General features: G+C 71.9%; 21 protein-coding genes. 4 read left to right on the top strand and 17 right to left on the bottom strand.

Annotation, left to right across the window (positions count from 1 at the left end; all coding sequences use genetic code 11):
* Window positions 1-10: 10 nt before the first annotated feature.
* The 6 genes from ACN6LD_RS23610 to ACN6LD_RS23635 form a co-directional block, all read right to left on the bottom strand.
* On the bottom strand, window positions 11-1540 hold the full coding sequence (locus ACN6LD_RS23610; RefSeq protein WP_445044184.1) for a cytochrome P450: 1530 nt from the start codon (window positions 1538-1540) through the stop codon (window positions 11-13).
* A gap of 58 nt (window positions 1541-1598) precedes the next feature.
* Window positions 1599-2219 (bottom strand): GTP-binding protein, encoded by a 621-nt coding sequence (locus ACN6LD_RS23615; RefSeq protein WP_319166164.1) that lies wholly within the window; start codon window positions 2217-2219, stop codon window positions 1599-1601.
* Window positions 2200-2622, bottom strand: coding sequence for a DUF742 domain-containing protein (locus ACN6LD_RS23620; protein ID WP_445044185.1), 423 nt, complete (start codon window positions 2620-2622; stop codon window positions 2200-2202). The genes ACN6LD_RS23615 and ACN6LD_RS23620 overlap by 20 nt, the downstream gene beginning before the upstream one ends.
* Window positions 2619-3026, bottom strand: coding sequence for a roadblock/LC7 domain-containing protein (locus ACN6LD_RS23625; RefSeq protein ID WP_319191134.1), 408 nt, complete (start codon window positions 3024-3026; stop codon window positions 2619-2621). Before ACN6LD_RS23625 ends, ACN6LD_RS23620 begins: the two co-directional genes overlap by 4 nt.
* Window positions 3023-4645: a sensor histidine kinase gene (locus tag ACN6LD_RS23630; RefSeq protein WP_319191136.1), complete on the bottom strand. Its 1623-nt coding sequence runs from the start codon at window positions 4643-4645 to the stop codon at window positions 3023-3025. The genes ACN6LD_RS23625 and ACN6LD_RS23630 overlap by 4 nt, the downstream gene beginning before the upstream one ends.
* 351 nt (window positions 4646-4996) lie before the next feature.
* Entirely contained in the window at window positions 4997-5623 is a 627-nt protein-coding gene (locus ACN6LD_RS23635; RefSeq protein ID WP_319191137.1) for a TetR/AcrR family transcriptional regulator, read from the bottom strand.
* Window positions 5624-5796: 173 nt separating this feature from the next.
* On the opposite strand from ACN6LD_RS23635, the gene ACN6LD_RS23640 reads away from it, so the two are divergent.
* Genes ACN6LD_RS23640 through atzF form a run of 4 tightly spaced genes read left to right on the top strand, consistent with a single transcriptional unit; the run spans window position 5797 to window position 12390 of the window.
* Window positions 5797-6624, top strand: coding sequence for an urea amidolyase associated protein UAAP1 (locus ACN6LD_RS23640; protein WP_445044186.1), 828 nt, complete (start codon window positions 5797-5799; stop codon window positions 6622-6624).
* A complete protein-coding gene (locus tag ACN6LD_RS23645) occupies window positions 6621-7223 on the top strand; it encodes an urea amidolyase associated protein UAAP2 (protein WP_319191140.1) in 603 nt (200 codons plus the stop codon). Before ACN6LD_RS23640 ends, ACN6LD_RS23645 begins: the two co-directional genes overlap by 4 nt.
* Complete coding sequence (locus tag ACN6LD_RS23650) at window positions 7220-10726, top strand: 5-oxoprolinase/urea amidolyase family protein (protein ID WP_445044187.1); 3507 nt, start codon at window positions 7220-7222, stop codon at window positions 10724-10726. Before ACN6LD_RS23645 ends, ACN6LD_RS23650 begins: the two co-directional genes overlap by 4 nt.
* An 11-nt stretch (window positions 10727-10737) precedes the next feature.
* On the top strand, window positions 10738-12390 hold the full coding sequence (gene atzF / locus ACN6LD_RS23655) for an allophanate hydrolase (protein ID WP_319191143.1): 1653 nt from the start codon (window positions 10738-10740) through the stop codon (window positions 12388-12390).
* A 284-nt stretch (window positions 12391-12674) separates the two neighbouring features.
* On the opposite strand, the gene ACN6LD_RS23660 is transcribed toward atzF, so the two are convergent.
* From ACN6LD_RS23660 to pafA, 11 genes are all read right to left on the bottom strand, one after another.
* A complete protein-coding gene (locus ACN6LD_RS23660; protein ID WP_319191145.1) occupies window positions 12675-15527 on the bottom strand; it encodes a DEAD/DEAH box helicase in 2853 nt (950 codons plus the stop codon).
* Window positions 15528-15566: 39 nt separating this feature from the next.
* Entirely contained in the window at window positions 15567-16481 is a 915-nt protein-coding gene (locus ACN6LD_RS23665) for a diacylglycerol kinase (RefSeq protein WP_445044188.1), read from the bottom strand.
* A gap of 31 nt (window positions 16482-16512) precedes the next feature.
* Window positions 16513-17457, bottom strand: coding sequence for a twin-arginine translocase subunit TatC (tatC, locus tag ACN6LD_RS23670; RefSeq protein WP_319191149.1), 945 nt, complete (start codon window positions 17455-17457; stop codon window positions 16513-16515).
* Between the two features lie 47 nt (window positions 17458-17504).
* Window positions 17505-17792, bottom strand: coding sequence for a Sec-independent protein translocase subunit TatA (tatA, locus tag ACN6LD_RS23675; protein WP_319191151.1), 288 nt, complete (start codon window positions 17790-17792; stop codon window positions 17505-17507).
* Window positions 17793-18155: 363 nt separating this feature from the next.
* Window positions 18156-18350: a hypothetical protein gene (locus ACN6LD_RS23680; RefSeq protein ID WP_057579598.1), complete on the bottom strand. Its 195-nt coding sequence runs from the start codon at window positions 18348-18350 to the stop codon at window positions 18156-18158.
* Window positions 18351-18370: 20 nt separating this feature from the next.
* Complete coding sequence (locus ACN6LD_RS23685) at window positions 18371-18661, bottom strand: hypothetical protein (RefSeq protein WP_319191153.1); 291 nt, start codon at window positions 18659-18661, stop codon at window positions 18371-18373.
* Window positions 18658-19731 (bottom strand): helix-turn-helix transcriptional regulator, encoded by a 1074-nt coding sequence (locus ACN6LD_RS23690; RefSeq protein WP_319191155.1) that lies wholly within the window; start codon window positions 19729-19731, stop codon window positions 18658-18660. The genes ACN6LD_RS23685 and ACN6LD_RS23690 overlap by 4 nt, the downstream gene beginning before the upstream one ends.
* An 18-nt stretch (window positions 19732-19749) precedes the next feature.
* Window positions 19750-20727, bottom strand: a complete 978-nt coding sequence (locus ACN6LD_RS23695) for a helix-turn-helix transcriptional regulator (RefSeq protein ID WP_319191157.1) — start codon at window positions 20725-20727, stop codon at window positions 19750-19752.
* Between the two features lie 157 nt (window positions 20728-20884).
* On the bottom strand, window positions 20885-21256 hold the full coding sequence (locus ACN6LD_RS23700; protein WP_020128331.1) for an FKBP-type peptidyl-prolyl cis-trans isomerase: 372 nt from the start codon (window positions 21254-21256) through the stop codon (window positions 20885-20887).
* Window positions 21257-21324: 68 nt separating this feature from the next.
* Window positions 21325-22329 (bottom strand): FKBP-type peptidyl-prolyl cis-trans isomerase, encoded by a 1005-nt coding sequence (locus tag ACN6LD_RS23705; RefSeq protein WP_445044189.1) that lies wholly within the window; start codon window positions 22327-22329, stop codon window positions 21325-21327.
* A gap of 137 nt (window positions 22330-22466) precedes the next feature.
* Window positions 22467-23828, bottom strand: coding sequence for a Pup--protein ligase (gene pafA, locus ACN6LD_RS23710; RefSeq protein ID WP_057579606.1), 1362 nt, complete (start codon window positions 23826-23828; stop codon window positions 22467-22469).
* Between the last annotated feature and the right edge of the window lie 4 nt (window positions 23829-23832).

Here is a 23832-nt window from a genome sequence, read left to right on the forward strand (position 1 = left end):
GGAGACCGGCTCAGTAGCCGCGCCACCAGGCAAGGAAGCGGCGCCAGGCGTTCGGCCTGCGGGCCGCCGCGGCCGGCTGAGGGGAGGCCGGGACGGGCTGTGCGGGCGGCGCGGGCGGTGCGGGCCTTGGCGCGGCGGCCGGTTCGGCGACGGGCTCCGGCGCGGGCATGGCCGGCGGCGGGGCGCCCACCGGACGCATGGTCCGCTGCGGCGGGACCGGGGCGTGGCTCGGCTTGTGCTTGACGTCCTGCTGCGGCTTCGGCTCGAACCGGACCGGCAGCTCCACCAGGTGGCGCGAGGCGATGGACGTCGTCCAGCGCAACTCGTCCTCGTCGCAGTCGAGTTGGATGTCCGGCAGCCGCATCAGCAGCGCGTCGACGCCGACGTCGGCGATGGCGCGGCCGATGTCCTGGCCGGGGCACTCGTGCGGGCCGCTGCCGAAGGCGAGATGGGAGCGGTTGCCCTGCATGTGGGCGGACAGGTCGGGGCGTACCCGGGGGTCCACGTTGCCGGGCGCCGGCGAGAAGAAGAGGCCGTCGCCCCGGCGGATGCGCTGGCCGCCCAGCTCCGTGTCCTGCTTGGCGAAGTAGCCGAAGATCGTGCTGAACGGGGGCTCGTCCCACAGGGACTGCTCGACCGCCTCCGCCACCGTCATCTGGCCGCCGTTGAGCTGGGCGAGGAAACGCGGGTCGGTGAGGACCATGCGCAGCACGTTGGAGAGCAGGTTGACGGTGGCCTCGTAGGCCGCGAAGAGGACCAGGCGCAGATGCTCCCTGATCTCGTCGTCGGTGAGTCCGGCGGGGTGGCCGATGAGGTGGCTGGTGAAGTCGTCCTCGGGCTCGGCGCGGCGGCGGGCGGTGAGCCGGCCGAGCGCCCCCACGACGTACTCATGGCTCGCGACCGCGGTCTCCGTGCCCTTGAGGGCGTCGCGGGCGGCGTGCACCATCGTGTCGTTGTACTCGTCGGGCATGCCCAGAACGTGGCACATCACGGCCATCGGGAGGTGCTCGGCGAAGTCGCCGACCAGGTCCGCCCCGCCCTTCTCGCAGAAGCGGTTGACCAGGCGCTGGCTGGAGCGGTTGATGTGGCGGCGCACGCTGCGGTCGTCGATGGTGGCCAGGGCCGCGGTGACCGCGCCCCGCAGCCGCTTGTGCTCGTCGCCCTCGGCGTGGGCGCAGATGGGCTGCCAGGCGATGTGCGGCATCAACGGGTGGTCGGGCCTGACCCTGCCGTCCATCAGCTGCGACCAGATGCGGCTGTCCTTGGTGAACTGCGAGGGCGTGCGCACCATGCGCAGGTTCTCGGCGTGGCCGAGGACCATCCACATCGGCAGGTCGTCGTGGATCAGGACGGGCGCCACGGGGCCGTGTTCCTCGCGCAGTCGCTCGTACAGTTCGTTCAGGTCCTCCGCCCCGGGGCCGTAGAGGCGGGCCAGTCCGCCGGGACCGCGCACGTGCGCGGGGCAGCCGGTCGGCGGGTCGAGGGCGAGGTCGTGCGGGCCGGTGGGGGTGCCGGCGGGAGTGGGGTGTTCGGGAGTCACAGGGGGTCGCTCCGAAACTGTGCTGAATCCGGTGTCGGTGGATGGGGTGCCGTGCGGGTCAGGTGAGGCTGCGGCTGAGCGCCAGGGAGTGCAGGAAGCGCATGAGGGTCATCAGGACGTCGCGGCTGGAGGCGCGGCGTCGGACGTCGCACTCCACGATCGGGATCTCGGGCGGCAGATCGAGCGCGGCCCTCAGGTCGTCGAGGGGGTAACGGGGCCCGTCGGGGAAGGTGTTGACGGCGACGACGAACGGCACGCCGCCCTCCTCCAGCCGGCCCATGACCTCGAAGCTGACCTCGAGGCGGCGGGTGTCGACCAGGACGACCGCGCCCAGCGCCCCTTCGAAGAGCCCGTTCCACAGGAACCAGAAGCGCTCCTGGCCGGGGGTGCCGAAGAGGTAGAGCACGACCTGGTCGGTGATGCGGATGCGGCCGAAGTCCATGGCCACGGTGGTGGCGGTCTTGGTCTCGGAACCGTAGTTGTCGTCGATCCCGATGCCCGCCTGGGTCATGGTCTCCTCGGTGGTCAGCGGCCTGATCTCGCTGACGGAACCGACCATGGTGGTCTTGCCGACGCCGAAGCCGCCCACGATGACGATCTTCGCCGCGGCGGTGGTGGTGTGCGGCAGGTGGTCCTCGGCCCGTGGGCCGGGGAGCGTGTCAGAGCCGTTGAAGTCCATGCATCACCGCTTCGAGAAGGGAACGGTCGGGGAGCTGCTGCCGGACGATGGGGGCGCGTGCCTGGACGAGCTCGGCCGCCAGCATCTCGGTCAGCAGCACCGTCACCACGCTGAACGGCAGGCCCAGATAGGCCGACACCTCGGCCACCGAGAGCGGGGCGGCGCACATCCGCAGCACAGCGGTCTGCTCCGGCGGGGCCGACGACGGCGTCTCGGCGCGCGCCACGATCAGCGTGACGAGGTCGAGGGGCGCTCGCTCGCCGTCCGCTCCCGTGATGATGTACAGCCGTTCGGGGTTCTTGCCCTCCCCCTCCTGCGGGGCCTCCGCGCCTTGCGGGGACGGCAGGGGCTGCGGGGGAGGTACGGGCAGGGGTTGTCGCCGCCGGCGTTGCGGAGGGGTCATACGTTCTGCCCGTCGCGCCGGGGAGGACTGGTCAGGTGGGCGCCGATGCGGACGACCAGGTCGCGCATCATGCCGCTCATCCGGCCCGCCTCGCAGCGCACGTCGGCGAGGACCGCGAGGTAGGCGTTGGCGCCGGCCGACATCATGTAGAAGTAGCCGCCGCTCAGGTCGATGACGACCATGTCCATCTCGCCGTTGCTGGAGTGGATCTCCTGTCCGACGGCGGTGGCGAGGCTCTGCAGGCCGGCGCAGGCCGCGGCGACCCGGTCGGCGGCGTCGGGGTCACCGGCGTAGCGGGCGATGCGCAGTCCGTCGGCCGACAGCACCACGATCATCTCGATGCCCGGAACGCCGTCGTAGAGCTCCTTGAGCAGCCAGTCGAAGTTTTGGCGCTGCTGGATCACGTGGTGTCCCCTTCATCGTCGGCCTCGGTCTTGGCCTTGTCTTCGAGCAGGTGCAGGTAGGCGGTCGGATTGCGGGTGAAGTCCGTGGGGTGCACGCCGGGCGGAGCGACTTTCTTCAGGCCCTCCCAGAAGGCCTCGAAGGCCAGTCCGGGCTCGCGCTTCTCCGGAGCGGGCTGCGGCTCCGGCTCGGGCCGTGCGAACGGGTCGGGCTTGCCCTCGCGGGCGGCCTCCTGGGCGGCGTACGCCTCGGCGTAGCGCTGGGTGATCGGGATGGTGGTCTTGCTGCGGCGCTGGGGCAGTCCCTGCTCGGTCCACTCGGTGACCTCGGGCACGTCGTCGGTCAGGGAGACTCCGGCCGGGATGCGCGCGTTGGTGGGGCGGCGCTTCTTGGGCGGGCGCTTGGGGCCCTCGCCGATCGTGCTCAGGTCGATCTGCGGTACGGCGGTGGCGCCGATGCCGTGCGCGAACCCGGGGGCCGGATCGGAGGTCTGCATCTCGCTCGGCACGATGAGGACGGCCCGGACGCCGCCGTAGGCCGAGGTGCGCAGCGAGACCTGGAGGTTGAACGAGGTGCACAGACGGCCGACGACCGCGAGGCCCAGGCGCGGGGTGCCGCCGACGTCCTGGATGTCGACGCCCGCCTTGGCCTGCTCCAGCATGCGTTCGGCCTTGGCGCGGGCCTCTTCGCTGAGGCTGACGCCGGCGTCCTCGATCTCGATGGCGATGCCGGTCTGCACCTCGACCGCGTTGACGTGCACCTTGCTCTGCGGGGGCGAATAGCGGGTGGCGTTGTCGAGGAGCTCGGCGAGCGCGTGGATGAGCGGTTCGACGGACAGCCCGCGGATGTTGACCTTGGCGATGGAGTCCAGCTGGATACGCCGGTATTCGAGGATGCGGGACATGGCGCCGCGCAGCACGCTGTACAGCGGGACCGGCTGGGGCCAGTTGCGGCCGGGCCGGCCGCCGCCGAGCACGCCGATGGAGTCGGCGAGGCGCCCGATCAGCGCGGTGCCGTGGTCGATGCGCAGCAGGTCGTCGAAGACCTCGGGGTTGCGGCCGTGGTCCTCCTCCATCTCCCGCAGCTCCGCGGCCTGTTGGTGGACGATGGCCTGCACCCGGCGGGCGACGCTGACGAAGGAGCGCTGGGCGGAGTCGCGCAGGGACTCCTCGTGGTCGACGATGTCGAGGATCCTGCGCACCACGGCACGCTGGGCGTCGTCGAGTTCACGGAACGAAGGATCACTCTCGCTGAGGTCGCGCATCACCTCCCTGGGGGAATTGCCGGCGCGCAGCCACTGCACGGCGCTCGGCACGTGCTCCTGGGCGAGGCGGCGGTTCTCCTCGGCGTGGTCGGCGACGCGTCGTTCCAGGTACGCGAGGCGCTGGTCCCGCTCCGCGCGCAGTTCCCGCAGTCGCCGGCCGCGACGGACCGACTCGGCTCCCGCCGCGATCACCAGAAGGGTGGCGAGGCCTCCGCAGACGCCGACGGCGAACCGGGCCTGCGCCGCCACCAGGGCGACGGCGGCACCGGTCGCCGCGGCCATCAGTATCGCGGGCAGCAACAGCACGCGCGCAAGGGGAAGTTCTCGGCGACCGGGTGGGGACTGAACACTCACCATGTGGGCACCCTCTGTAGGGATCTGTCGTCATCTTCGGGATATCGGGGAACAAGCGCACGAATTCGTCTCAACTCGGTGCGCCGCGGGCGAGCTTAGTCCGACCGGATCATCGCCGTGTCATATTCGGCAACCGCCTGAAACCGCTCCCGCACGTGGAGTAACCTCAGCCCATTTACACGCGGTGCAATCATGGGAACACGCTGCGTAGCGACGCACGGGCGTGCGAAACAGTTCACCGGGACGGATGGGAGCACCGCCCTTCGGGCGGTACCGGGCGAGGCCGCGCGGCGCCGGGGCGAGCCCGGGCGAGGAGGCCGGGCCCCCCGCAGGGTCAGTCGCGCACGGCTTTCGTCAGTCGCGCACGATGCGCAGGGCGGCGTCCGCGGTGGCGCGGGCGAAACGCGGGGCGGAGCCCTCCGGACCCGACCGGCGGACGAGGATGACGCCCTCGATGAGCCCGAAGACCAGGTCGGTGCGCACGTCGAGCTCGTCCGCGTCGAGCGCGTCACCCGCCTTCGTCGCGGCGATCAGCCGACGGTAGGCGTCCTTGAGTTCGGCGCGCACTGCATGGAAGCCGGCGAACCGTTCGGCACGCACCTCGGGAAGCAGATAGAGGCCGCCGAGGTTGTGGGGACCTCCGCACAGCAGCTCCACGTCGGTGCGGCACAGCTCCCACAGCCGCTCCTCGGCCGGCCGCGCGGCGTCGGCGAGCAGCTCACGGGCGCAGGTCAGCGACGGCGCGACCGTCGACTCCAGCAGGTCCGCGAGCAGCTCCTCCTTGCCGGAGACGTAGTGGTACATGGAGGCCTGGCGCATGCCCGCGCGTTCGGCGACGGCCCGGGTCGTGGTGGCGGCGTAGCCGCGCGTGGTGAACAACTCCGCGGCCGCCACGAGAAGTTCGGCGCGCGGCGAGAGTCCGCTGTCCGGACGCTGCGCGGCACGCGGCCGGCCCACTCGACGTCCGCTGTCGGTCCCCATGCGTTCGATCCTCGCACACGCCCCGACCCGGCGATCTTCGACCGGACCCCGGTGAGGAGTCGGTAACCGGCCCGCAACCGGAGGGCAACGGCGGCGACCCGCCCCGGACCTAATTTCTGTCGGGCGACAGAAATCAACGCGACAGTGACGGAACCGAGCTGCGGAGGTCCGCCATGGCGGCGACAGCGACCACGTACGGAGCACGCGCCCACGCCCGGGCCCAGGAGGGCGCACACGCCGAGGCCATGCCGGTGGTCCCGGCCCGGGACTGGCCGGCCCCGCCCTGCGAGGCGGGACTCCTGGTGTGGGCCGAGACGGTCGCGGGCGGCAACTACACCCACCGCGTCCTGGCCCGCGGAACCGAACTGCGCCTGACCGACCTGCACGGCGACGCCTGCGCCCATCTGCTCCTGTTCGCCGCCGACCGCCCCTGGGAACGGCTGAACGTCGCCGACACCGTCAAGGTGCAGTGGAACGCCTATCTCGGCGAGGGCGTCCTGCTCCTGTCCGACCAGGGGCGCGTCCTCGCCTCGGTCGTCGCGGACACGGCCGGCCGGCACGACGCCCTGTGCGGCACCTCCACACTCGTGCGCAACACCGAGCGCTACGGCGACGGCGCCCCGCAGTCCGCCTCCCCCGCCGGCCGGGAGCTGTTCACCCTGGCCGCCGCGAAGAACGGCCTCGAGCCCCGCGACCTGCCGCCCTCCCTCTCCTTCTTCCAGGGCGTGCGGGTCGGCGAGGACGGCGCCCTCGACTTCATCGGCTCGGCCGGCCCGGGCGGCAGCGTCACCCTGCGCGCCGAACAGGACGTGACGGTCCTGATCGCCAACGTGCCGCACCCGTCCGACCCACGCCCGCGGTACGTCAGCACCGCGCTGGAGGTCCTCGCCTGGCGGGCCGACCCGACGCGGCCGGGCGACCCGCTCTGGGACGCCACCCCCGAGGGCCGCCGCGCCTTCCTCAACACCGCCGAATTCCTCACCGCCCGGGGGCTCGCATGAAGACCGTCGTTCCCGCCCGCGCCGCCTGGTCGTCCGTCGTCCCCGCCGGCGCCTGCCTCACCATCACCGACCTGCACGGCAACCAGGCCGTCGACTTCCTCGTGTACGACGCCCACGACACCTCCGTGCGCTACAGCGCCCCCGACACCATCCACGCCCAGGGCGGCATCTTCCTCACCACGGGCAGCGTGCTGATGTCCAACGAGCACACCCCGCTGATGACGGTGACCGCCGACGCGGTGGGCCGCCACGACACCGTCGGCGGCGCCTGCTCCAAGGAGTCCAACACCCTGCGCTACGGCCACCACACCTTCGCCCAGCACGCCTGCGTGGACAACTTCCTCGCCGAGGGCGCCCGGCACGGCCTCGGCAAACGGGACCTGGTCTCCAACATCAACTGGTACATGAACGTGCCCGTCGAGAAGGACGGCGCCCTCGGCATCGTCGACGGCCTCTCCGCGCCCGGTCTGTCCCTCTCGCTGCGCGCCGAACGGGACGTGCTGGTCCTGGTCTCCAACTGCCCGCAGATCAACAACCCCTGCAACGGCTTCGAGCCGACGGCGGTGGAGATGACGATCACCGAGGCGGCCGGCGCATGACCTTCGACACGGTGCTGGTCGCCAACCGCGGTGAGATAGCCGTCCGCATCATCCGCACCGCCCGCGAACTCGGCCTGCGCACGGTCGCGGTGTACTCCGACCCCGACCGCTCGGCGCCGCACGTCCGGCTCGCCGACGAGGCGGTGCGGCTCGGGCCGGCCCCCGCGAAGGAGTCCTACCTCGACGCCGACCTGGTCCTGCGGGCCGCCAAGGACACCGGGGCCGGCGCCATCCACCCGGGGTACGGCTTCCTCTCCGAGGACGCCTCCTTCGCCCGCCGCTGCGCCGACGCCGGCATCGTCTTCGTCGGCCCGACGCCCGAGCAACTGGAACTGTTCGGCGCCAAGCACACCGCCCGGGCGGCGGCGAAGGCGGCCGGGGTGCCGTTGGCGCCGGGCACGGAACTGCTCGCCTCGCTGACCGAGGCACAGGAGAAGGCCCAGGTCATCGGCTATCCGGTGATGCTGAAGGCGACCGGGGGCGGCGGCGGGATCGGCATGTCGGCCTGCTCCGGTCCCGATGAGCTCGCCGATGCCTGGGAGCGCGTCCAGCGCGTCGCGGCGGCCTCCTTCTCCACCGCCGGCGTCTTCCTGGAACGGCTCGTCGGCGACGCCCGCCACGTCGAGGTCCAGGTGTTCGGCGACGGCGAGGGCGGCGTCGTCGTCCTCGGCGACCGCGACTGCTCACTGCAGCGCCGCAACCAGAAGGTCCTGGAGGAGGCCCCGGCGCCGGGCATCCCGGACCACGTGCGCGCACGGCTCGCCGCCGGCGCCCGCGACCTGTGCGCCTCCGTCCGCTACCGCTCCGCCGGCACCGTCGAGTACGTCTACGACGCGGCCCGCGAGGAGGCGTACTTCCTCGAGGTCAACACCCGTCTGCAGGTGGAGCATCCGGTCACCGAGGAGATCTACGGCGTCGACCTCGTCGGCTGGATGCTGCGACTGGCGCGCGGCGAGGAGGGCGTCGTCCGTGACCCCGGACCGCCGCGCGGCCACGCCGTCGAGGCCCGCCTCTACGCGGAGGACCCGAGCCGCGGACACCGGCCCAGCGCCGGCCTGCTGACCCGGGTGGAGTTCCCCGAGGGCGTGCGCGTCGACGGCTGGGTGGAGACCGGCACCGAGGTGACGACGTCGTACGACCCGATGCTCGCGAAGGTCGTCGTGCACGGCCCGGACCGCACACAGGCCCTTCGGCGCCTCGACGCAGCCCTGGCCCGCACCCGCGTCGACGGCATCGAGACCAACCTGGGGCTGGTGCGGGCGGCGCTGGCCGACGACCGCCTGGTCACGGCCACGCACTCGACGGCGACCCTCGCCGAGGTGCACGACCCCACCCCGCGCGTCGAGGTGGTCTCCGGCGGCACCCTCACCACCGTCCAGGACTGGCCCGGCCGCACCGGTCACTGGCAGGTGGGCGTCCCCCCGTCCGGCCCGATGGACGACCGTTCGTTCCGCCTCGGCAACCGGGCGCTCGGCAACCCCGAGGGCGCCCCCGGCCTGGAGTGCACCCTGAACGGTCCGGCGCTGCGGTTCAGCCACGCCACGACCGTCTGTGTGACGGGCGCGCCCGCGACCGTCACCGTGGACGGCGCCGCGGTCTCCCAGTGGGAACCGGTGACCGTGCCCGCCGGCTCCCTGCTGGAGGTCGGCGCGCCGGACGGACACGGGCTGCGCACCTACGTCCTGTTCGCGGGCGGCCTGGACGTCCCCGCCTTCCTGGGCAGCGCGAGCACCTTCACCCTGGGCGGGTTCGGCGGTCACGGCGGACGGGCGCTGCGGACGGGGGACGTCCTGCACGGCGGGACGACCGCCGAGGGCTCACCGGTCACGGACCGGCCGTCCTTCGGCTCCGTCTGGGACGTCGGCGCCGTCGAAGGCCCCCACGCCGCACCGGAGTTCTTCACCGAGGACGACATCCGCGACTTCTACGCCGCCGAGTGGAAGGTCCACTTCAACTCGGCCCGCACCGGCGTGCGTCTGATCGGACCCAAGCCGCGGTGGGCCCGCACCGACGGCGGCGAGGCCGGCCTGCACCCGTCCAACATCCACGACACGCCGTACTCCGTCGGCGCCGTCGACTACACCGGCGACATGCCGGTGCTCCTCGGACCGGACGGGCCCTCGCTCGGCGGGTTCGTGTGCCCGGCGACGGTCCTGAGCTCCGAGCGCTGGAAGCTCGGCCAGCTGCGCCCCGGCGACACGGTCCGCTTCCGGCCGGTGGACGTGCACGGCGCACCGCGCGCCACGATCGTCGACGGCGGTGTACTGGCCCGGGACGGCGACGTGACGTACCGGCGCAGCGGCGACGACAACCTGCTGGTCGAGTTCGGCCCGATGCAGCTGGACCTGGCCCTGCGGATGCGGGTGCACGCCCTGATGGAGGCGGTTTCGCAGGCCGGCCCGGACGGCGTCACCGACCTCACCCCGGGCATCCGCTCCCTGCAGATCCGGACCGACCCGGCCCGTCTCCCACTGCCCGAACTCCTCGCGGCCGTAAGGCGGACGGTGACCGCGCTGCCGCCCACGGACGAGCTGGTCGTGCCCTCCCGCACCGTGCACCTGCCGCTCTCCTGGGACGACCCGGCGACCCGGGAGGCCATCGCGCGCTACATGGCGGGCGTCCGCGACGACGCCCCCTGGTGCCCCTGGAACATCGAGTTCATCCGCCGCGTCAACGGCCTCGGCACGCCTGCGGACGTCTACGACACGGTCTTCGCCGCGGAGTACCTCGTCCTGGGCCTCGGCGACGTCTACCTGGGCGCGCCCGTGGCCACCCCGCTCGACCCCCGCCACCGGCTGGTGACGACGAAGTACAACCCGGCGCGCACCTGGACGGCCGAGAACTCGGTGGGCATCGGCGGCGCGTACCTGTGCGTCTACGGCATGGAGGGTCCCGGCGGCTACCAGTTCGTGGGCCGGACGACCCAGGTGTGGTCGCCGTGGCAGCAGCGCGGGGCGTTCGCACCCGGCTCGCCCTGGCTGCTGCGCTTCTTCGACCGGATCCGCTGGTACCCGGTCGACGCGGACGAACTGCTGGAACTGCGCGCCGACATCACCTCGGGCCGGTTCGTCCCGCGCATCGAGGAGGGCACGTTCTCGCTCGCCGCGTACCGGTCGTTCCTCGCCGAACACGCCGACTCCATCGCCGCGTTCAGAGCGGGGCAGCAGGCGGCGTTCTCGACCGAGCGCGACGCGTGGGAGGCGGCGGGCGAGTTCGCCCGGGCGGACGCGGTGACGACGACGCCCGCATCCCCCGCCGAGGTGACCGTCCCCGCGGGCGGCCGGCTGGTCGAGGCGGAGTTCGCGGCGTCCGTGTGGCAGGTGAACGTCTCGCCCGGGGACGAGGTGAGCGCGGGTCAGCCGCTGCTCGCCCTGGAGGCGATGAAGATGGAGTCCAGGGTGCACGCGCCGGTCGACGCCGTGGTGGCGCAGGTGCTGGCCCGGCCCGGCGACCAGGTGGAGGCGGGGACGGCGCTGGTCGTCCTGGCCCCGGCCGCGAACTGAGAGGAACCCCCATGTCGACGACGCTCCGTCGGGTCCGCGACGCCTACGACCGCGTGGAGGCCGTGGACCGACCCGAGATCTGGATCGGTCTGCGCCCCCGGGAGGAGGCCGAGGCGGAGGCCCGCGCGATCGACGAACGCGTCGCCGCCGGAGACCGGCTCCCCCTCGCCGGACGGCTCTTCGCCGTCAAGGGCAACATCGACGCGGCCGGCCTGCCCACCACCGCCGGCTGCCCGGCGTACGCCTACGAGCCCGCCGAGGACGCCCCGGCGGTGGCCGGTCTGCGCGCGGCCGGCGCGCTGCTGCTCGGCACGACGAACCTGGACCAGTTCGCGACCGGTCTGGTGGGGACCCGCTCCCCGTACGGCGCGGTCCGCAACGCATGGGATCCGGCCCGTATCAGCGGCGGCTCCAGCTCCGGCTCGGCCGTCGCGGTCGCCCTCGGCATCGTCGACCTCGCGCTCGGCACGGACACCGCCGGCTCGGGCCGGGTGCCGGCCGCCTTCAACGGCATCGTCGGACTGAAGCCGACCCGCGGCCTGGTGCCGACGAAGGGCGTCGTCCCGGCCTGCGCGTCCCTGGACTGTGTGACGGTGTTCGCCCGCACCCTCGCGGAGGCCGAGCAGGCCTTGGCGCACATGGTCGCCGGCCCCGTGCCCGCCCTCCCCGGGCGGGCGCCCGGCCCCTGGCGGATCGCGGTCCCGCCGCGCGCGCAGCTCGGCGAGCTGGACGAGGGCTGGGGCGAGGCGTACGAGGCGGCGGCCCGGCAGCTGGCGGCGGCCGGCGCCGAACTCCGCCCCCTGGACCTGACCCCCTTCACCGCAGCCGCGGCCATGCTGTACGAGGGCGCCTTCGTGGCCGAGCGCTACACCGCCGTGGGCGCCTTCGTCGACAAGGCGAAGGCCGAGGGCGGGGCGGGCCTCGATCCCACGGTCGCCGCCATCATCGGCGGCGCCCGCGACATTCCCGCCCACCGGCTGTTCGCCGACCAGGACCGGCTGGCGGCCCTGCGCACCCGGGCCCTGGCCGAACTGGCCGACGCGGACGCCCTGCTGCTGCCCACCGCCCCCGGACACCCCACCCTCGCGGAGGTCGCCGCCGACCCGTTGGGCGCCAACGCCCGGCTGGGCCGTTTCACCAACTCCACGAACCTCTTCGACCTGGCGGCGGTGGCGGCGCCGGCCGGCGAGGTGAACGGCCTTCCGTTCGGTGTGATGCTCGTCGGGCCTGCGCACACGGACGAGCGGCTGGCCCGGATCGCCGCCCTGCTCCAGCCGGAGACCCGACTGGCCGTGGTGGGCGCCCATCTGACGGGCCAGCCGCTGAACCCGCAGCTGCTGGCGCTGGGCGCCCGGCTCGACGTCACGACCACGACCGCCCCGGTCTACCGCCTGCACGCCCTGCGCACCTCACCGCCGAAACCCGGCCTCGAGCACGTGGGCGAGGGGGGCGCGGCCGTCGAGGCCGAGGTGTGGCGCCTGCCCGCGGAAGGCCTGGGCCGCCTGCTGGCCTCACTCCCCCGCCCGATGACACTGGGCAGCGTGCACCTGGCGGACGGCAGCAGAGTCCCCGGGTTCCTGTGCGAGCCGAGCGCACTGACAGACGCCGAGGACATCACCCCACACGGCAGCTGGCGCGCCTACCTGAACCAGCACCAGGACTGAGCCCCCACCGCCTCCGAACCCGCCGAGGGCACTGCCGTCCAGGGACGCGACGCCAGCCCCCTCAGGGACGCGCGGCCAGTACCCCTCAGGGGCGCGAGCGCAACGCCCTCAGGCGCGGGAGGGCAGCGCCCTCAAGGGGCGCGAGCGCAACGCCCTCAGGGGCGCGGGGAACTGCGCACTCCGAAACCCCGGGCACCCCACCATCCAGGGCCCGGGGCAAACACCCTCAGGGGCGCGGGGAACTGCGCGACCAGCCACAAACTACCCGCACCCGCCGACCCCGCTCACCCCACCGACGAATAGGCCACAACTCCCCGCAGCAGCTGATCGACAGCCTTGCGCGCCGCCTTCGCCACGGTAGAGCCCTCCGCAGGAGAAGCCGCCGAGATCTGCCCCAGCACATCGATGACCTGCTTGCACCAGCGCACGAAGTCGCCGGCCGGCATCTCCGCCTCGCGCAGCACCTCGTCGAGGCCCTTGCCGGAAGCCCACATGTAGGCGGACCAGGCGAACCCGAGGTCGGGTTCGCGCTGTCCCACGCCCTCGGTCTGGCTGATCCGGAAGTCCTCCTCGAGCGCGTCCAGCCGCCCCCAGATCCGGACCATCTCGCCGAGCGCTGCCTTCGCCTTGCCGGAGGGCAGCTTCGGAGCCATCGCGTCGTCGGCGACCCTCGACTCGTAGACCAACGCCGAGACGCAGGCGGCGAGTTCGGCGGGGGCCAGCCCCTCCCACACGCCGGCGCGCAGGCATTCGCTGGCGAGCAGATCGAGTTCGCCGTAGAGCCGGGCGAGCCGCTTGCCGTGCTCGGTGACCTCGTTGCCGCGCAGATAGTCCAGCTCGGTCAGCAGCGCCACGATCCGGTCGAAGGTACGGGCGATGGTGTTGGTGCGCCCTTCGATGCGGCGCTCCAGCTGCGAGGTGTCGCGCAGCAGCCGGTGGTAGCGCTCGGCCCAGCGGGCGTGGTCCTCCCGGTCGGTGCAGCCGTGGCAGGGGTGCGCCCGGATCGCGGTGCGCAGTCGGGCGATCTCCCGGTCGTCGGCGGCCTGGGAGCGCTGCTTGCGGGCCCGCTCCGGCGGAATGTGCCCGGCCTTGGTGCGCAGCGCTGAAGCCAGGTCGCGGCGGGACTGCGGCGAGCGCGCGTTGAACGTCTTGGGGATCCGCATCCGGTCCAGCGCCTCGACCGGCACCGGGAAGTCCATCGACGCGAGCCGCTTGACCTGCCGCTCGGCGGTCAGGACCAGCGGGCGCGGCCCGTCGTGCTGATCGAAGCCGCGATGGCCGTTGGCCCGCCCGGCCGGAAGCCCCGGGTCGAGCACCAGCGCCAGCCCCGCGTACTTGCCGGTGGGCACGTGGATGACGTCACCCGGCTTGAGCTTCTCCAGGGCCACGGCGGCCTCGGCGCGCCGCTGGGCCGCGCCCTGCTTGGCCAGCTCCGTCTCGCGGTCCTTGAGGTCGCGGCGCAGCCGCGCATACTCCTCGAAGTCGCCGAGGTGGCAGGTCATGGAGGCCTGGTAGCCCTCCAGGCCCTCCTCGTTGCGCTGCACCTGCCGGGAGATCCCGACCACCGAACGGTCGGCCTGGAACTGCGCGAACGACGTCTCCAGCAGCTCGCGCGAGCGGTGCCGCCCGAACTGCTCGACGAGGTTGACCGCCATGTTGTACGACGGCTTGAAGCTGGAGCGCAGCGGATAGGTGCGGGTGCCCGCCAGCCCGGCCAGGTGGTCGGGGTTCATGGCGCGCTGCCACAGCACGACGGCGTGGCCCTCGACGTCGATGCCACGGCGGCCCGCGCGCCCGGTGAGCTGGGTGTACTCGCCGGGGGTGATGTCGGCGTGCTGCTCACCGTTCCACTTGACGAGCTTCTCCAGGACGACCGAACGGGCCGGCATGTTGATGCCCAGGGCGAGCGTCTCGGTCGCGAAGACGGCCTTGACCAGGCCGCGCACGAACAGCTCCTCGACGACCTCCTTGAAGGAGGGAAGCATGCCCGCGTGGTGGGCGGCGATGCCCCGCTCCAGGCCCTCAAGCCATTCGTAGTAGCCGAGGACGTGCAGGTCCTCGTGGGGGATGGCGGAGGTCCGCTCCTCGACCAGGGCTCGGACCTCGGCGCGCGACTCCTCGTCGTTCAGCCGCAGCCCGGCGTACAGGCACTGCTGGACCGCGGCCTCGCAGGCGGCCCGGCTGAAGATGAACGTGATGGCGGGCAGCAGCCCTTCGGCGTCGAGCCGCTCGATGACCTCCGGCCGCCCCGGCGTCCACACCCGCGAGCGCTGCCGGCGCTCCCGCTCGCGGTCGGCCTCGCGCACGTTCCGGCCGCGCCTGCGGTCCTGGTACGACGGTCTGGAGGCCTCCATCCGGGCCAGGCGGGCGAGGTCGGGGTTGACCGCCCTGCGGTGTCCCTCGCCCTCCTCGAACAGGTCGTACATCCGCCGGCCGGCGAGGACGTGCTGGAACAACGGCACGGGCCGGTGCTCGGAGACGATCACCTCGGTGTCGCCGCGCACGGTGTCCAGCCAGTCGCCGAACTCCTCCGCGTTGGACACGGTCGCCGACAGGGAGACCAGGGTGACCGACTCGGGGAGGTGGATGATCACCTCCTCCCACACGGCGCCCCGGAAGCGGTCGGAGAGGTAGTGCACCTCGTCCATCACCACGTACCCGAGGCCGAGCAGGGTCTGCGAACCGGCGTACAGCATGTTCCGCAGCACCTCGGTGGTCATCACGACCACCGGGGCGTCGGAGTTGACGCTGTTGTCGCCGGTGAGCAGACCGACCTTGTCACTGCCGTAGCGGCGGCACAGGTCGGAGTACTTCTGGTTGGACAGCGCCTTGATGGGCGTCGTGTAGAAGCACTTCTTGCCCTGCTGAAGAGCGAGGTGGACGGCGAACTCGCCCACGATCGTCTTGCCGGAACCGGTGGGCGCGGCGACCAGGACGCCCTTGCCCGCCTCGAGCGCCTGGCAGGCCTCGATCTGGAAGGGGTCGAGACCGAAGTCGTACATCTCGCGGAAGGACGCGAGCGAGGTGGCCTGCTCGACAGCGCGCTTGCGTGCTGCCTCGTACCGCTCGGCCGGGGAGAGATCCTCTGTCATCGTGCTTTCGAGCGTACCGGGCCACACCGACAACAGGACGATCATTATCCGGATCGGCCGCCGTCGAACCTCGGTACGCCCAGCTCACAGGGGCACGGCTCGCCCGCTCCGGAGCCCGACGACCCGGACCGCGCCCGGCACGCACCGCGCGGTCAGCGGCAGCTGCCCGAGCCGCTCCCCGTCCGCGTACCCCGAGACCCCTTCGGCGGCGATCTCGACCTTCGCCGCCCGGTGCACGGTGACCTCGGGGCGTTCCACGTGCGTGCCGCGGTACACCTTCGGGAAGACCCGCAGCAGCGTCGTGCGGCTGCAGTCCCCGACCACGGTGACGTCGAACAGCCCGTCGGCGAGGTCGGCGCCGGGGCAGATCCGCATACCGCCGCCGTAGGACGGACCGTTGCCGACGGCGACCAGGGTCGCCTCGACCTCCAGGACCGGGCCGTCGTCGAGCGTGATCCGGTACGGGAAGGGGCGCAGGGCGGCCAGTTCGACGAGCATCGCCAGGTCGTACCGGGCGCGTCCGGTGGGCCAGCGCATGCGGTTGCCGCGGTCGTTGACGCGGGAGTCGAAGCCGGAGGCGAGGACGGTGCCGAACCAGCGTTCACCGGCCCGGCCGAGGTCGACGTCGCGGATGCGGTCCGCCTTGAGGGCCTCGGCGATCAGTCGTCCGGCGGCGGCCGGGTCGCCCACGGGCAGGCCGAGGACGCGGGCGAAGTCGTTGCCGGTGCCGGCGGCGACCAGGCCCAACGGCGTGCGGGTGCCGGCGACGGCCTGGAGCGCGAGATGGGCCAGTCCGTCGCCGCCGACGGCGATCAGGGCGCCGGTGCCGTCCGCGACGGCGGCCCGCGCGCGGGCCAGGGCGTCCCCGGCGTCCTCGCCGACGACCGTGCGCACGCGGAAGCCGGCCGCCCGCAACGCGGAAGCGGCCGGCCGCGCTGCGCGAGCGCCCCGGCCGCGGCCCGCCGCGGGGTTGACGAAGAGGGTGATCTCGCTGGTCACGAGCTTGACCCTAAGAGCTCTCCGTCGCCTGTCAGGTCACGTCGTCATAACCGTTGACGCGGTCCGTGGTCGACTGCTCCGGCAGCGACCGGCTCGCGGTGACCGTCTCGACCTCGCCGAGGTCCTCGGGGGTGAGGTCCAGGTCGGAGGCTTCGTCGTCGGCCGGTCCCATGGCGTCGCGACGGCTCTTGCGGCGGTCGTTGAGCAGGGAGAAGGCGGTCGCGCAGAAGTAGAGGACCCAGATCGGACCGGCGAGCGCCAGCATGGTCAGCGGGTCGGTGCTGGGCGTGGCGACCGCGGCGAACACCGTGATGCCGATGATCATTCCGCGCCACCAGCCGAGCATGCGCGTGCCGGTGAGCACTCCGGTCAGGTTGAGCATCACCAGGAGCAGCGGCAGCTCGAACGAGAGGCCGAAGACCAGCACCATGCGCACGATCAGATCGAGCAGGTCGTCCAGCGGCAGCTGGTTGTCCAGGTCCGCGGGCGAGAACTGGAGCAGCACCTTGGCCATGGTCGGCAGCGTCTTGTACGCGAAGAACGCTCCGCCGAGGAACAGCGGAACGCCCGTGCCGACGAACGCGTAGGCGTACTTGCGCTCGTGCTTGTGCAGGCCCGGCGCGACGAAGGCCCACAACTGGTACAGCCAGACCGGCGAAGCGAAGATCACGCCGGCCATCAGGGAGACCTTCAGGGCGAGCGTGAACGGCGTGAGCAGACCGTTCAGCACGATGCGGGCGCAGGTGCCGCTGCGCTGGTGCGCCAGCTCCGCGAAACTGGAGTCGCACCCCACGGCATGCAGGATCGGGTTCGTGAAGAACTCGATGATGTTCTTGTAGAAGAAGGCGGCCACGATCGTCACGACGACGATGGCCAGCATCGCCTTCGCGAGCCGGTTGCGGAGCTCACGAAGGTGATCCGCGAGGGGCATCCGCCCCTCGGGGTCCATCTCCTCTTTGCGGGCAGACTTCAGCAACCCACGTTCCCATCTCGTGCGGCGGGCCGGAGGTCACCGGCCCTGCGTCAGCGCTTGGTCGTGTCCGTCGGCTCGGTGACCGGACGGGAGCTGGTCACGTCACCGGGAGAGGCCTGGATGGTGCGCTGAGCCGGGGGCTGCTCGTCGTTGTGGGGCGGGCCGGCCGGGGTGGCCGTGCTGTTGCCGTCTTCCTTCATCGCCTTGGCCTCGCTCTTGAGGATGCGAGCGGACTTGCCGAGCGACCGCGCCATGTCGGGAAGCTTCTTGGCGCCGAACAGCAGGATGACGACGACGAGGATGAGAATGATCTCGGGGGCGCCGAGCCTTCCGAACATAAGTCTTTACCTTCTCACCGAGGCTGCGGGGGTGGTTGCCGTCCGACCGGTCGGACAACTGTCCGAACGATCGTGTTGACAGCGATCGTAACGCTCAGGGGTAAACGTGAGGCAATCCCTGTGCCTACTCCCGGTGCGCGGTCCGGGCCTCGTTATCCGAGCCGCGATCAGCAGCGTACCTGCCTCCCCCGTCGGCGCGGGAGGGCGAAGTGGCCCAAAACGCATTCGCCCCGGGACTCACAGAACGACCACAGCCCGCCGCGCCGACCAGCGCGGAAATGCGTCACGCGGTCACCGGGCGGCTGGGTCACAGGGCCGCCGGGGCGCCGGGGCGCCGGGTCACAGGGGCGCCGGGTCGCTGGGTCACAGGGTGTCCACGGCGCGCGCCGCGCTCACCGCCGCCCGCTCCAGGTCCTGGGCGGCCCGGTCGATACGGCGGGCGGACTCCGCGACCTGCCGGCCCAGACGCCGCGCCTCGAGAAAGACCCGCACGGCGAACACCGCCAGAACGGCGAGACCCGCAAAACCCAACGCAACCGCGCACATCGGCCAGAACATGGGGCCGAGCCTAGACCCCGCTACGGGGTCTGCAGGCGCAGGGTCCTGACCCCGCCGCCGGTGAGCAGCTCGACGATGCGCTCACCGGCCGGCTTGCGCACGGCCGCCCCGCAGTCGGGGCAGGTGAACGAGTAGAAGGTGGTACGGCTGGAGGCGCCGATCGCGAGCCGCAGCGCGCTCGCGGTCAGCTCGAACAGGCCCCGGCAGTCCGGGCAGCCGGCCCGGAACCTGACGGGCGCCACACTGCGCATCCCCGCGAACGCGGACGCCACCGACGGCGCCCGCACCCCGGACGTCACCGACTCGCTCAAAGCCCCTGCTCCCGCCCGTCGACCAGACCGTCGCCCTGCTGTCGCTCCCCCTGCGCGGCCGCCGGGGCGGCTGCCCCACCCGCCGCCTCGAACCCGTCGTACGCCGCCAGCGCCTCTCGGGCGGCCCGGCGGGCGCTGTCGGCGAGGTCCGGCGGGGACACGATCCGCCCGTCACGCCCGAGCCGCAGGGCCAGCCGCCGCAGCGAGGCCGGGTCGGGCGTGCGCAGGGTGATGCGCAGCCCGCCGTCGGGAAGGTCGTCCGCGCTGTCGTGCGGGTAGTACTCGGCGACCCAGCGGCCCCCGGGGCCGACCTCGACGACGACTTCCGGGTCCTCCGCGGACGGCTGCACCAGCCCCTCGGACAGGTCGCGCAGCTCGATCTCCGGCGGCGCCGACGGCTCGTCGAGAATCCTGATCTCGGCCACCCGGTCCAGCCGGAAGGTGCGGCGCGCCTCCGAGCGGCGGCACCAGGCCTCCACGTACGTGTGCCCCACGCTGACCAGGCGGATCGGGTCGATCTCACGCTCGGTGACCTGGTCACGCGCGGGCGAGTAGTAGCGGATCCACAGCCGGCGCCGCTCCGAGATCGCCCGGTCGACGTCGGCGAAGACCCCGCCCTCGGACTCGAACGTCACCGACAGACGGGAGCTGGCTCCGGCCGCCTCGCCCGCGGCGGTCTCCACCTTCGCCGTGGCGCGCAGCAGGGCCTGCCGGTCGCCCTCGCGCAGACCGGGCAGCGTCGCCACCGCCCGCGCCGCCACCAGCAGCGCGGTCGCCTCGTCGGCGGCCAGCCGCAGCGGCTCGGCGGCGTCCGCGCCGAGGGCGGCCGGGTTGTGCCACCAGATGCGCTCACCGTCGGTGTCGATGTCGAGGAGGTCGCCGCCCCGGAAGCTGGTGCCGCACATGGGCAGCACGTCCAGGTCGGAGACCAGCTCGTCCTCGGTGATGCCGAAGGCGCGTGCCACGTCCTCGATGCGCGCGCCGGGGCGCTCCCGCAGGTACGTCACCAGGGAGAGCATCCGCCGGGTCTGGTCGATCGCGTTCGTGGGCCTGACCGGTTTGCCTGCCACTGTGTTGCTCGCTCCCCCTCAGCCCTTGGCCACGGCCCGTAGCCGGTCCACGACGTCCGCCCGCAGCTCGGCCGGCTCCAGCACCACCACGTCCGGCCCGAACTCCACCAGCCAGGCGTCCAGCCCGTGCCCGTACGGAATCTCCAACTCGTCCCAGCCGTCCCCGAGTTCCCGCACCGCGGTGGCCTTGGCCCGCAACGGATATCCGGCGTCCGTCCGCAGCCGGATCAGGGCGCTGCGGTCGGCGGTCTCCCCCGCCCAGCTGGCGACGGTCTCGCGCACGGTGACCACGTCGGGGACCTGCGCGGTGAAACGCGCCCCGCGCGAGCGCACCTTGCCGGTGATCCGCGACAGCCGGAAGACCCGCTCGGCCCCCCGGTCACGGTCGAAGCCGGCCAGATACCAGTGCCCGCGCCAGCACTCCAGCGCCCACGGCTCGACATGCCGCGGCTCCGGATGCGCCGCGGTCGCCTTGCGGTAGTCGAACGCCACCGGCCGCCGGTCGCGGCAGGCCAGCATCAGCGGCTCGAACGCGGCCTCGTGCACGGGAATCCGGGGCTCCAGCGCGCTGTGGGCCTCGTAGGGGTCGACGTCCTCGGGCAGTCCCGCGGCGCGCAGCTTCTGCAGAGCGCCGCTGGCCGCCCCCGCGAGCCGGGCCTGCTGCCACACCTTGGCGGCCAGGCCCAGGGCCGCGGCCTCCTCGGCGTCCAGGGTGATCGGCGGCAGCCGGTTGCTGTCCCGGCGGGCCAGATAGCCGATCTCGCCGTCCAGGCTCTCCACGGTCTCGATGACCAGCCCGAGCTCACGGAGATCGTCCTTGTCCCGCTCGAACATCCGGTTGAAGGAGTCCTCCGACGCCGGCCCGCCGTGCCCCGACCGGAAGGTCTCGACGTAGGCCTCGATGGAGTCGCGCAGCTCGCGCTTGCTGAGCGGCCTGCGCGTCCCGAGCAGACACAGCGCGAGGTTCATCAGCCGCTCGGCCTTGGCAATGGCCATCGACGCCCTTCGCCTCCCCTATGGTGCTTACGATCGACGACCGTACCGCCCCGCGGTGCCCGGACAAAAGCCGAGGGCCCATGCCCGGGCAGGCATGGGCCCCGGATGATCGACACCGGTCGCGCCATGATCGACGCCGACCGGTCGCGCGCCGGGGTCAGACCCCGAGCAGGTCCACCACGAAGATCAGCGTCTCGCCCGGCTTGATCGCCGGGGTCGGGCTCTGGTTGCCGTAGGCGAGGTGGGCCGGGATCGTCAGCTGACGACGGCCGCCGACCTTCATGCCCTGCACGCCCTGGTCCCAGCCCTTGATGACGCGACCGCCGCCGAGCGGGAACCGGAACGGCGTGCCGCGGTTCCAGCTGGCGTCGAACTCCTCACCGGTGCTGAAGGCGACGCCCACGTAGTGGACGCTGACGTTGTGGCCGGCCTGCGCGACCTCGCCGTCGCCCTCCCAGATGTCCTTGATCTCGAGGTCCGCCGGGGGCTCGCCACCGGGGAAGTCGATCTCGGGCTTGTCAATGCTCACGTCACTGGCTCCTGCACGTCTCACGGAAAAGCAACAACACGGACAGTCTTACACCTTGGACGGCGGCCTCACGCCTTGGCGATGACGTCCACCGAGAAGACCATCGTGGAGTCCTTCTCGATGCCGCTGCCACTCGGCGGGTTGTCGCCGTAACCCAGCAACGGCGGAATGACGATGACGACGCGGCTGCCCACCTTCTTGCCCGTCAGACCCTGCGCCCAGCCCGGGACCACCTGCTGCAGCGAGAACGACGTCAGCGCGTTGCTGCGGTACGTCGAGTCGAACTCCTTGCCCGTGTCCCAGACGACGCCCTTGTACTGCACCAGCACGGTGTCGCCCGCCGCGAGCTCCGCGCCGTCCCCCTCGATCACGTAGTTCGACACCAGCTTCGTCGGCGCCTTCGACTTGGGGATCTCGATCGAGGGCGCCTTGCCGTCGGTGTTCGTGCCGACCTTGGGCACCCCGGCGTCGTTCTGCGGCACGTCCTTGCCCTTGGCCGAGGCCGTCGAGTTGAACGTGTTCTGGATGTCGAACACGAACACCAGGGTGTCGGTGCCCGTGATGCCCGCCTGCGTGTTGCCCTCCTTGCCGAAACCCCAGGCCGGCGGCACCGAGAACAGCACCCGGCTGCCGGTCTTCTTCCCCGTCAGCGCATACGTCCAGCCCTCGAGGTTGCCGCCCTTGGCGAGCCGGGTGAACTGCATCTTCTTGGAGTCGTAGGAGTTGAGGAGAATCTTCCCGCTGTCCCAGATCTGACCGAGACAGTGGGCCTGGATGTAGTCGTTCTCCGCGACGGTCTTCCCGCTGCCCGCGATCACCGTCTTCACCGCCAGCTGGCTGGAGGGCTCACCGGTGCCCTTGGCGACCGTCGGCTTCTCACCGAACTTCACCCCCGCCGTGATGGCCGGCAGCGGACCGTCCACGATCTTCGGCGGGGGAGCCGCGGACGTGGCTCCCGCGGAGGGCGACGCGCTGTCGCTCGCCTTGCTCGTGTCGGACTTGTCGTCGCCGCACCCGGCGAGCGTGACCAGTCCCGCGGGTACGGCGGCAAGGATGAGGGAGCGTCGGCGCACGATGAAAGCCTCGTAATCGGTCGATCTTCTGATGGCGTGCGCGCAACTCTACGACGCGAGACGGGCACCGTACGGGAAACGTACGGTGCCCGTGTTGCGTTCCGTTCCGCGCGCGGAACACGCGCGGAACGCATCCCTCACATGCCGGCGATCAGCTTCTCCACCCGGTCGTCCACCGAACGGAACGGGTCCTTGCACAACACCGTGCGCTGCGCCTGGTCGTTCAGCTTCAGGTGCACCCAGTCCACGGTGAAGTCCCGGCGCTGCTCCTGCGCACGACGGATGAAGTCACCGCGCAACCGCGCCCGAGTGGTCTGCGGGGGCACCGACTTGCCCTCGAAGATCTTCAAGTCGTTGCAGATCCGCGCCGCCTGGCCCTTGCGCTCCAGCAGGTAGTACAGCCCACGACGCCGGTGGATGTCGTGGTAGGCGAGGTCTATCTGCGCCACGCGCGGATGCGACATCGTCATGTTGTGCTTGGCCCGGTACCGCTCGATGAGCTTGTACTTCATGACCCAGTCGATCTCGGTGCCGATCCGGTCGAGGTCCTCCGCCTCGATCGCGTCCAGCGTGCGGCCCCACAGTTCCAGGACCTGCTCCACGGTGCCCGTGCGGACACCCCGGCGCTCGACGAAGTCCACGGCCTTCTCGTAGTACTCCCGCTGCACCTCCAGCGCGGAGGCCTCCCGGCCGCTGGCCAGACGGACCTTGCGGCGGCCCGTGATGTCGTGGCTGACCTCCCGGATCGCCCGGATCGGGTTCTCCAGCGTCAGGTCCCGCATCACCGTGCCCGCCTCGATCATGCGCAGCACCAGGTCGGTCGCCCCGACCTTCAGCAGCATGGTCGTCTCGGACATGTTCGAGTCGCCCACGATGACATGCAGACGGCGATAGCGCTCGGCGTCCGCGTGCGGCTCGTCGCGGGTGTTGATGATGGGCCGCGAACGCGTCGTCGCCGACGACACGCCCTCCCAGATGTGCTCGGCCCGCTGGCTGACGCAGTAGACCGCCCCACGGGGCGTCTGCAGCACCTTGCCCGCGCCGCACAGCAGCTGCCGGGTCACCAGGAACGGAATCAGGATGTCCGCGAGCCGGGAGAACTCCCCGTGCCGCGCGACCAGATAGTTCTCGTGACAACCATAAGAGTTGCCCGCCGAGTCCGTGTTGTTCTTGAAGAGGTAGACGTCGCCCGCGATTCCTTCCTCGTGCAGGCGTCGCTCCGCGTCCACCAGGAGTCCCTCGAGAATGCGCTCGCCGGCCTTGTCGTGGGTGACCAACTCGGTCACGTTGTCACATTCCGGTGTCGCGTATTCCGGATGCGAACCCACGTCGAGATAGAGGCGGGCGCCGTTCCGCAGAAAGACATTGCTGCTTCGGCCCCATGACACGACACGGCGGAAGAGGTACCGCGCCACCTCGTCGGGAGACAGCCGGCGCTGTCCCCTGAACGTACATGTGACGCCGTACTCGTTCTCCAGCCCGAAAATGCGGCGGTCCATGACT

It is taken from the genome of Streptomyces sp. SAS_272 (assembly GCF_052543235.1).

Excerpts from the sequence above, each read along its gene's own strand:
- ACN6LD_RS23615 (WP_319166164.1), bottom strand. The coding sequence starts at position 2,219 with ATGGACTTCAACGGCTCTGACACGCTCCCCGGCCCACGGGCCGAGGAC.
- ACN6LD_RS23620 (WP_445044185.1), bottom strand. The coding sequence starts at position 2,622 with ATGACCCCTCCGCAACGCCGGCGGCGACAACCCCTGCCCGTACCTCCC.
- ACN6LD_RS23630 (WP_319191136.1), bottom strand. The coding sequence starts at position 4,645 with ATGGTGAGTGTTCAGTCCCCACCCGGTCGCCGAGAACTTCCCCTTGCG.
- ACN6LD_RS23635 (WP_319191137.1), bottom strand. The coding sequence starts at position 5,623 with ATGGGGACCGACAGCGGACGTCGAGTGGGCCGGCCGCGTGCCGCGCAG.
- ACN6LD_RS23640 (WP_445044186.1), top strand. The coding sequence starts at position 5,797 with ATGGCGGCGACAGCGACCACGTACGGAGCACGCGCCCACGCCCGGGCC.
- ACN6LD_RS23645 (WP_319191140.1), top strand. The coding sequence starts at position 6,621 with ATGAAGACCGTCGTTCCCGCCCGCGCCGCCTGGTCGTCCGTCGTCCCC.
- ACN6LD_RS23650 (WP_445044187.1), top strand. The coding sequence starts at position 7,220 with ATGACCTTCGACACGGTGCTGGTCGCCAACCGCGGTGAGATAGCCGTC.
- atzF (WP_319191143.1), top strand. The coding sequence starts at position 10,738 with ATGTCGACGACGCTCCGTCGGGTCCGCGACGCCTACGACCGCGTGGAG.
- ACN6LD_RS23660 (WP_319191145.1), bottom strand. The coding sequence starts at position 15,527 with ATGATCGTCCTGTTGTCGGTGTGGCCCGGTACGCTCGAAAGCACGATG.
- tatA (WP_319191151.1), bottom strand. The coding sequence starts at position 17,792 with ATGTTCGGAAGGCTCGGCGCCCCCGAGATCATTCTCATCCTCGTCGTC.
- ACN6LD_RS23680 (WP_057579598.1), bottom strand. The coding sequence starts at position 18,350 with ATGTTCTGGCCGATGTGCGCGGTTGCGTTGGGTTTTGCGGGTCTCGCC.
- ACN6LD_RS23695 (WP_319191157.1), bottom strand. The coding sequence starts at position 20,727 with ATGGCCATTGCCAAGGCCGAGCGGCTGATGAACCTCGCGCTGTGTCTG.
- pafA (WP_057579606.1), bottom strand. The coding sequence starts at position 23,828 with ATGGACCGCCGCATTTTCGGGCTGGAGAACGAGTACGGCGTCACATGT.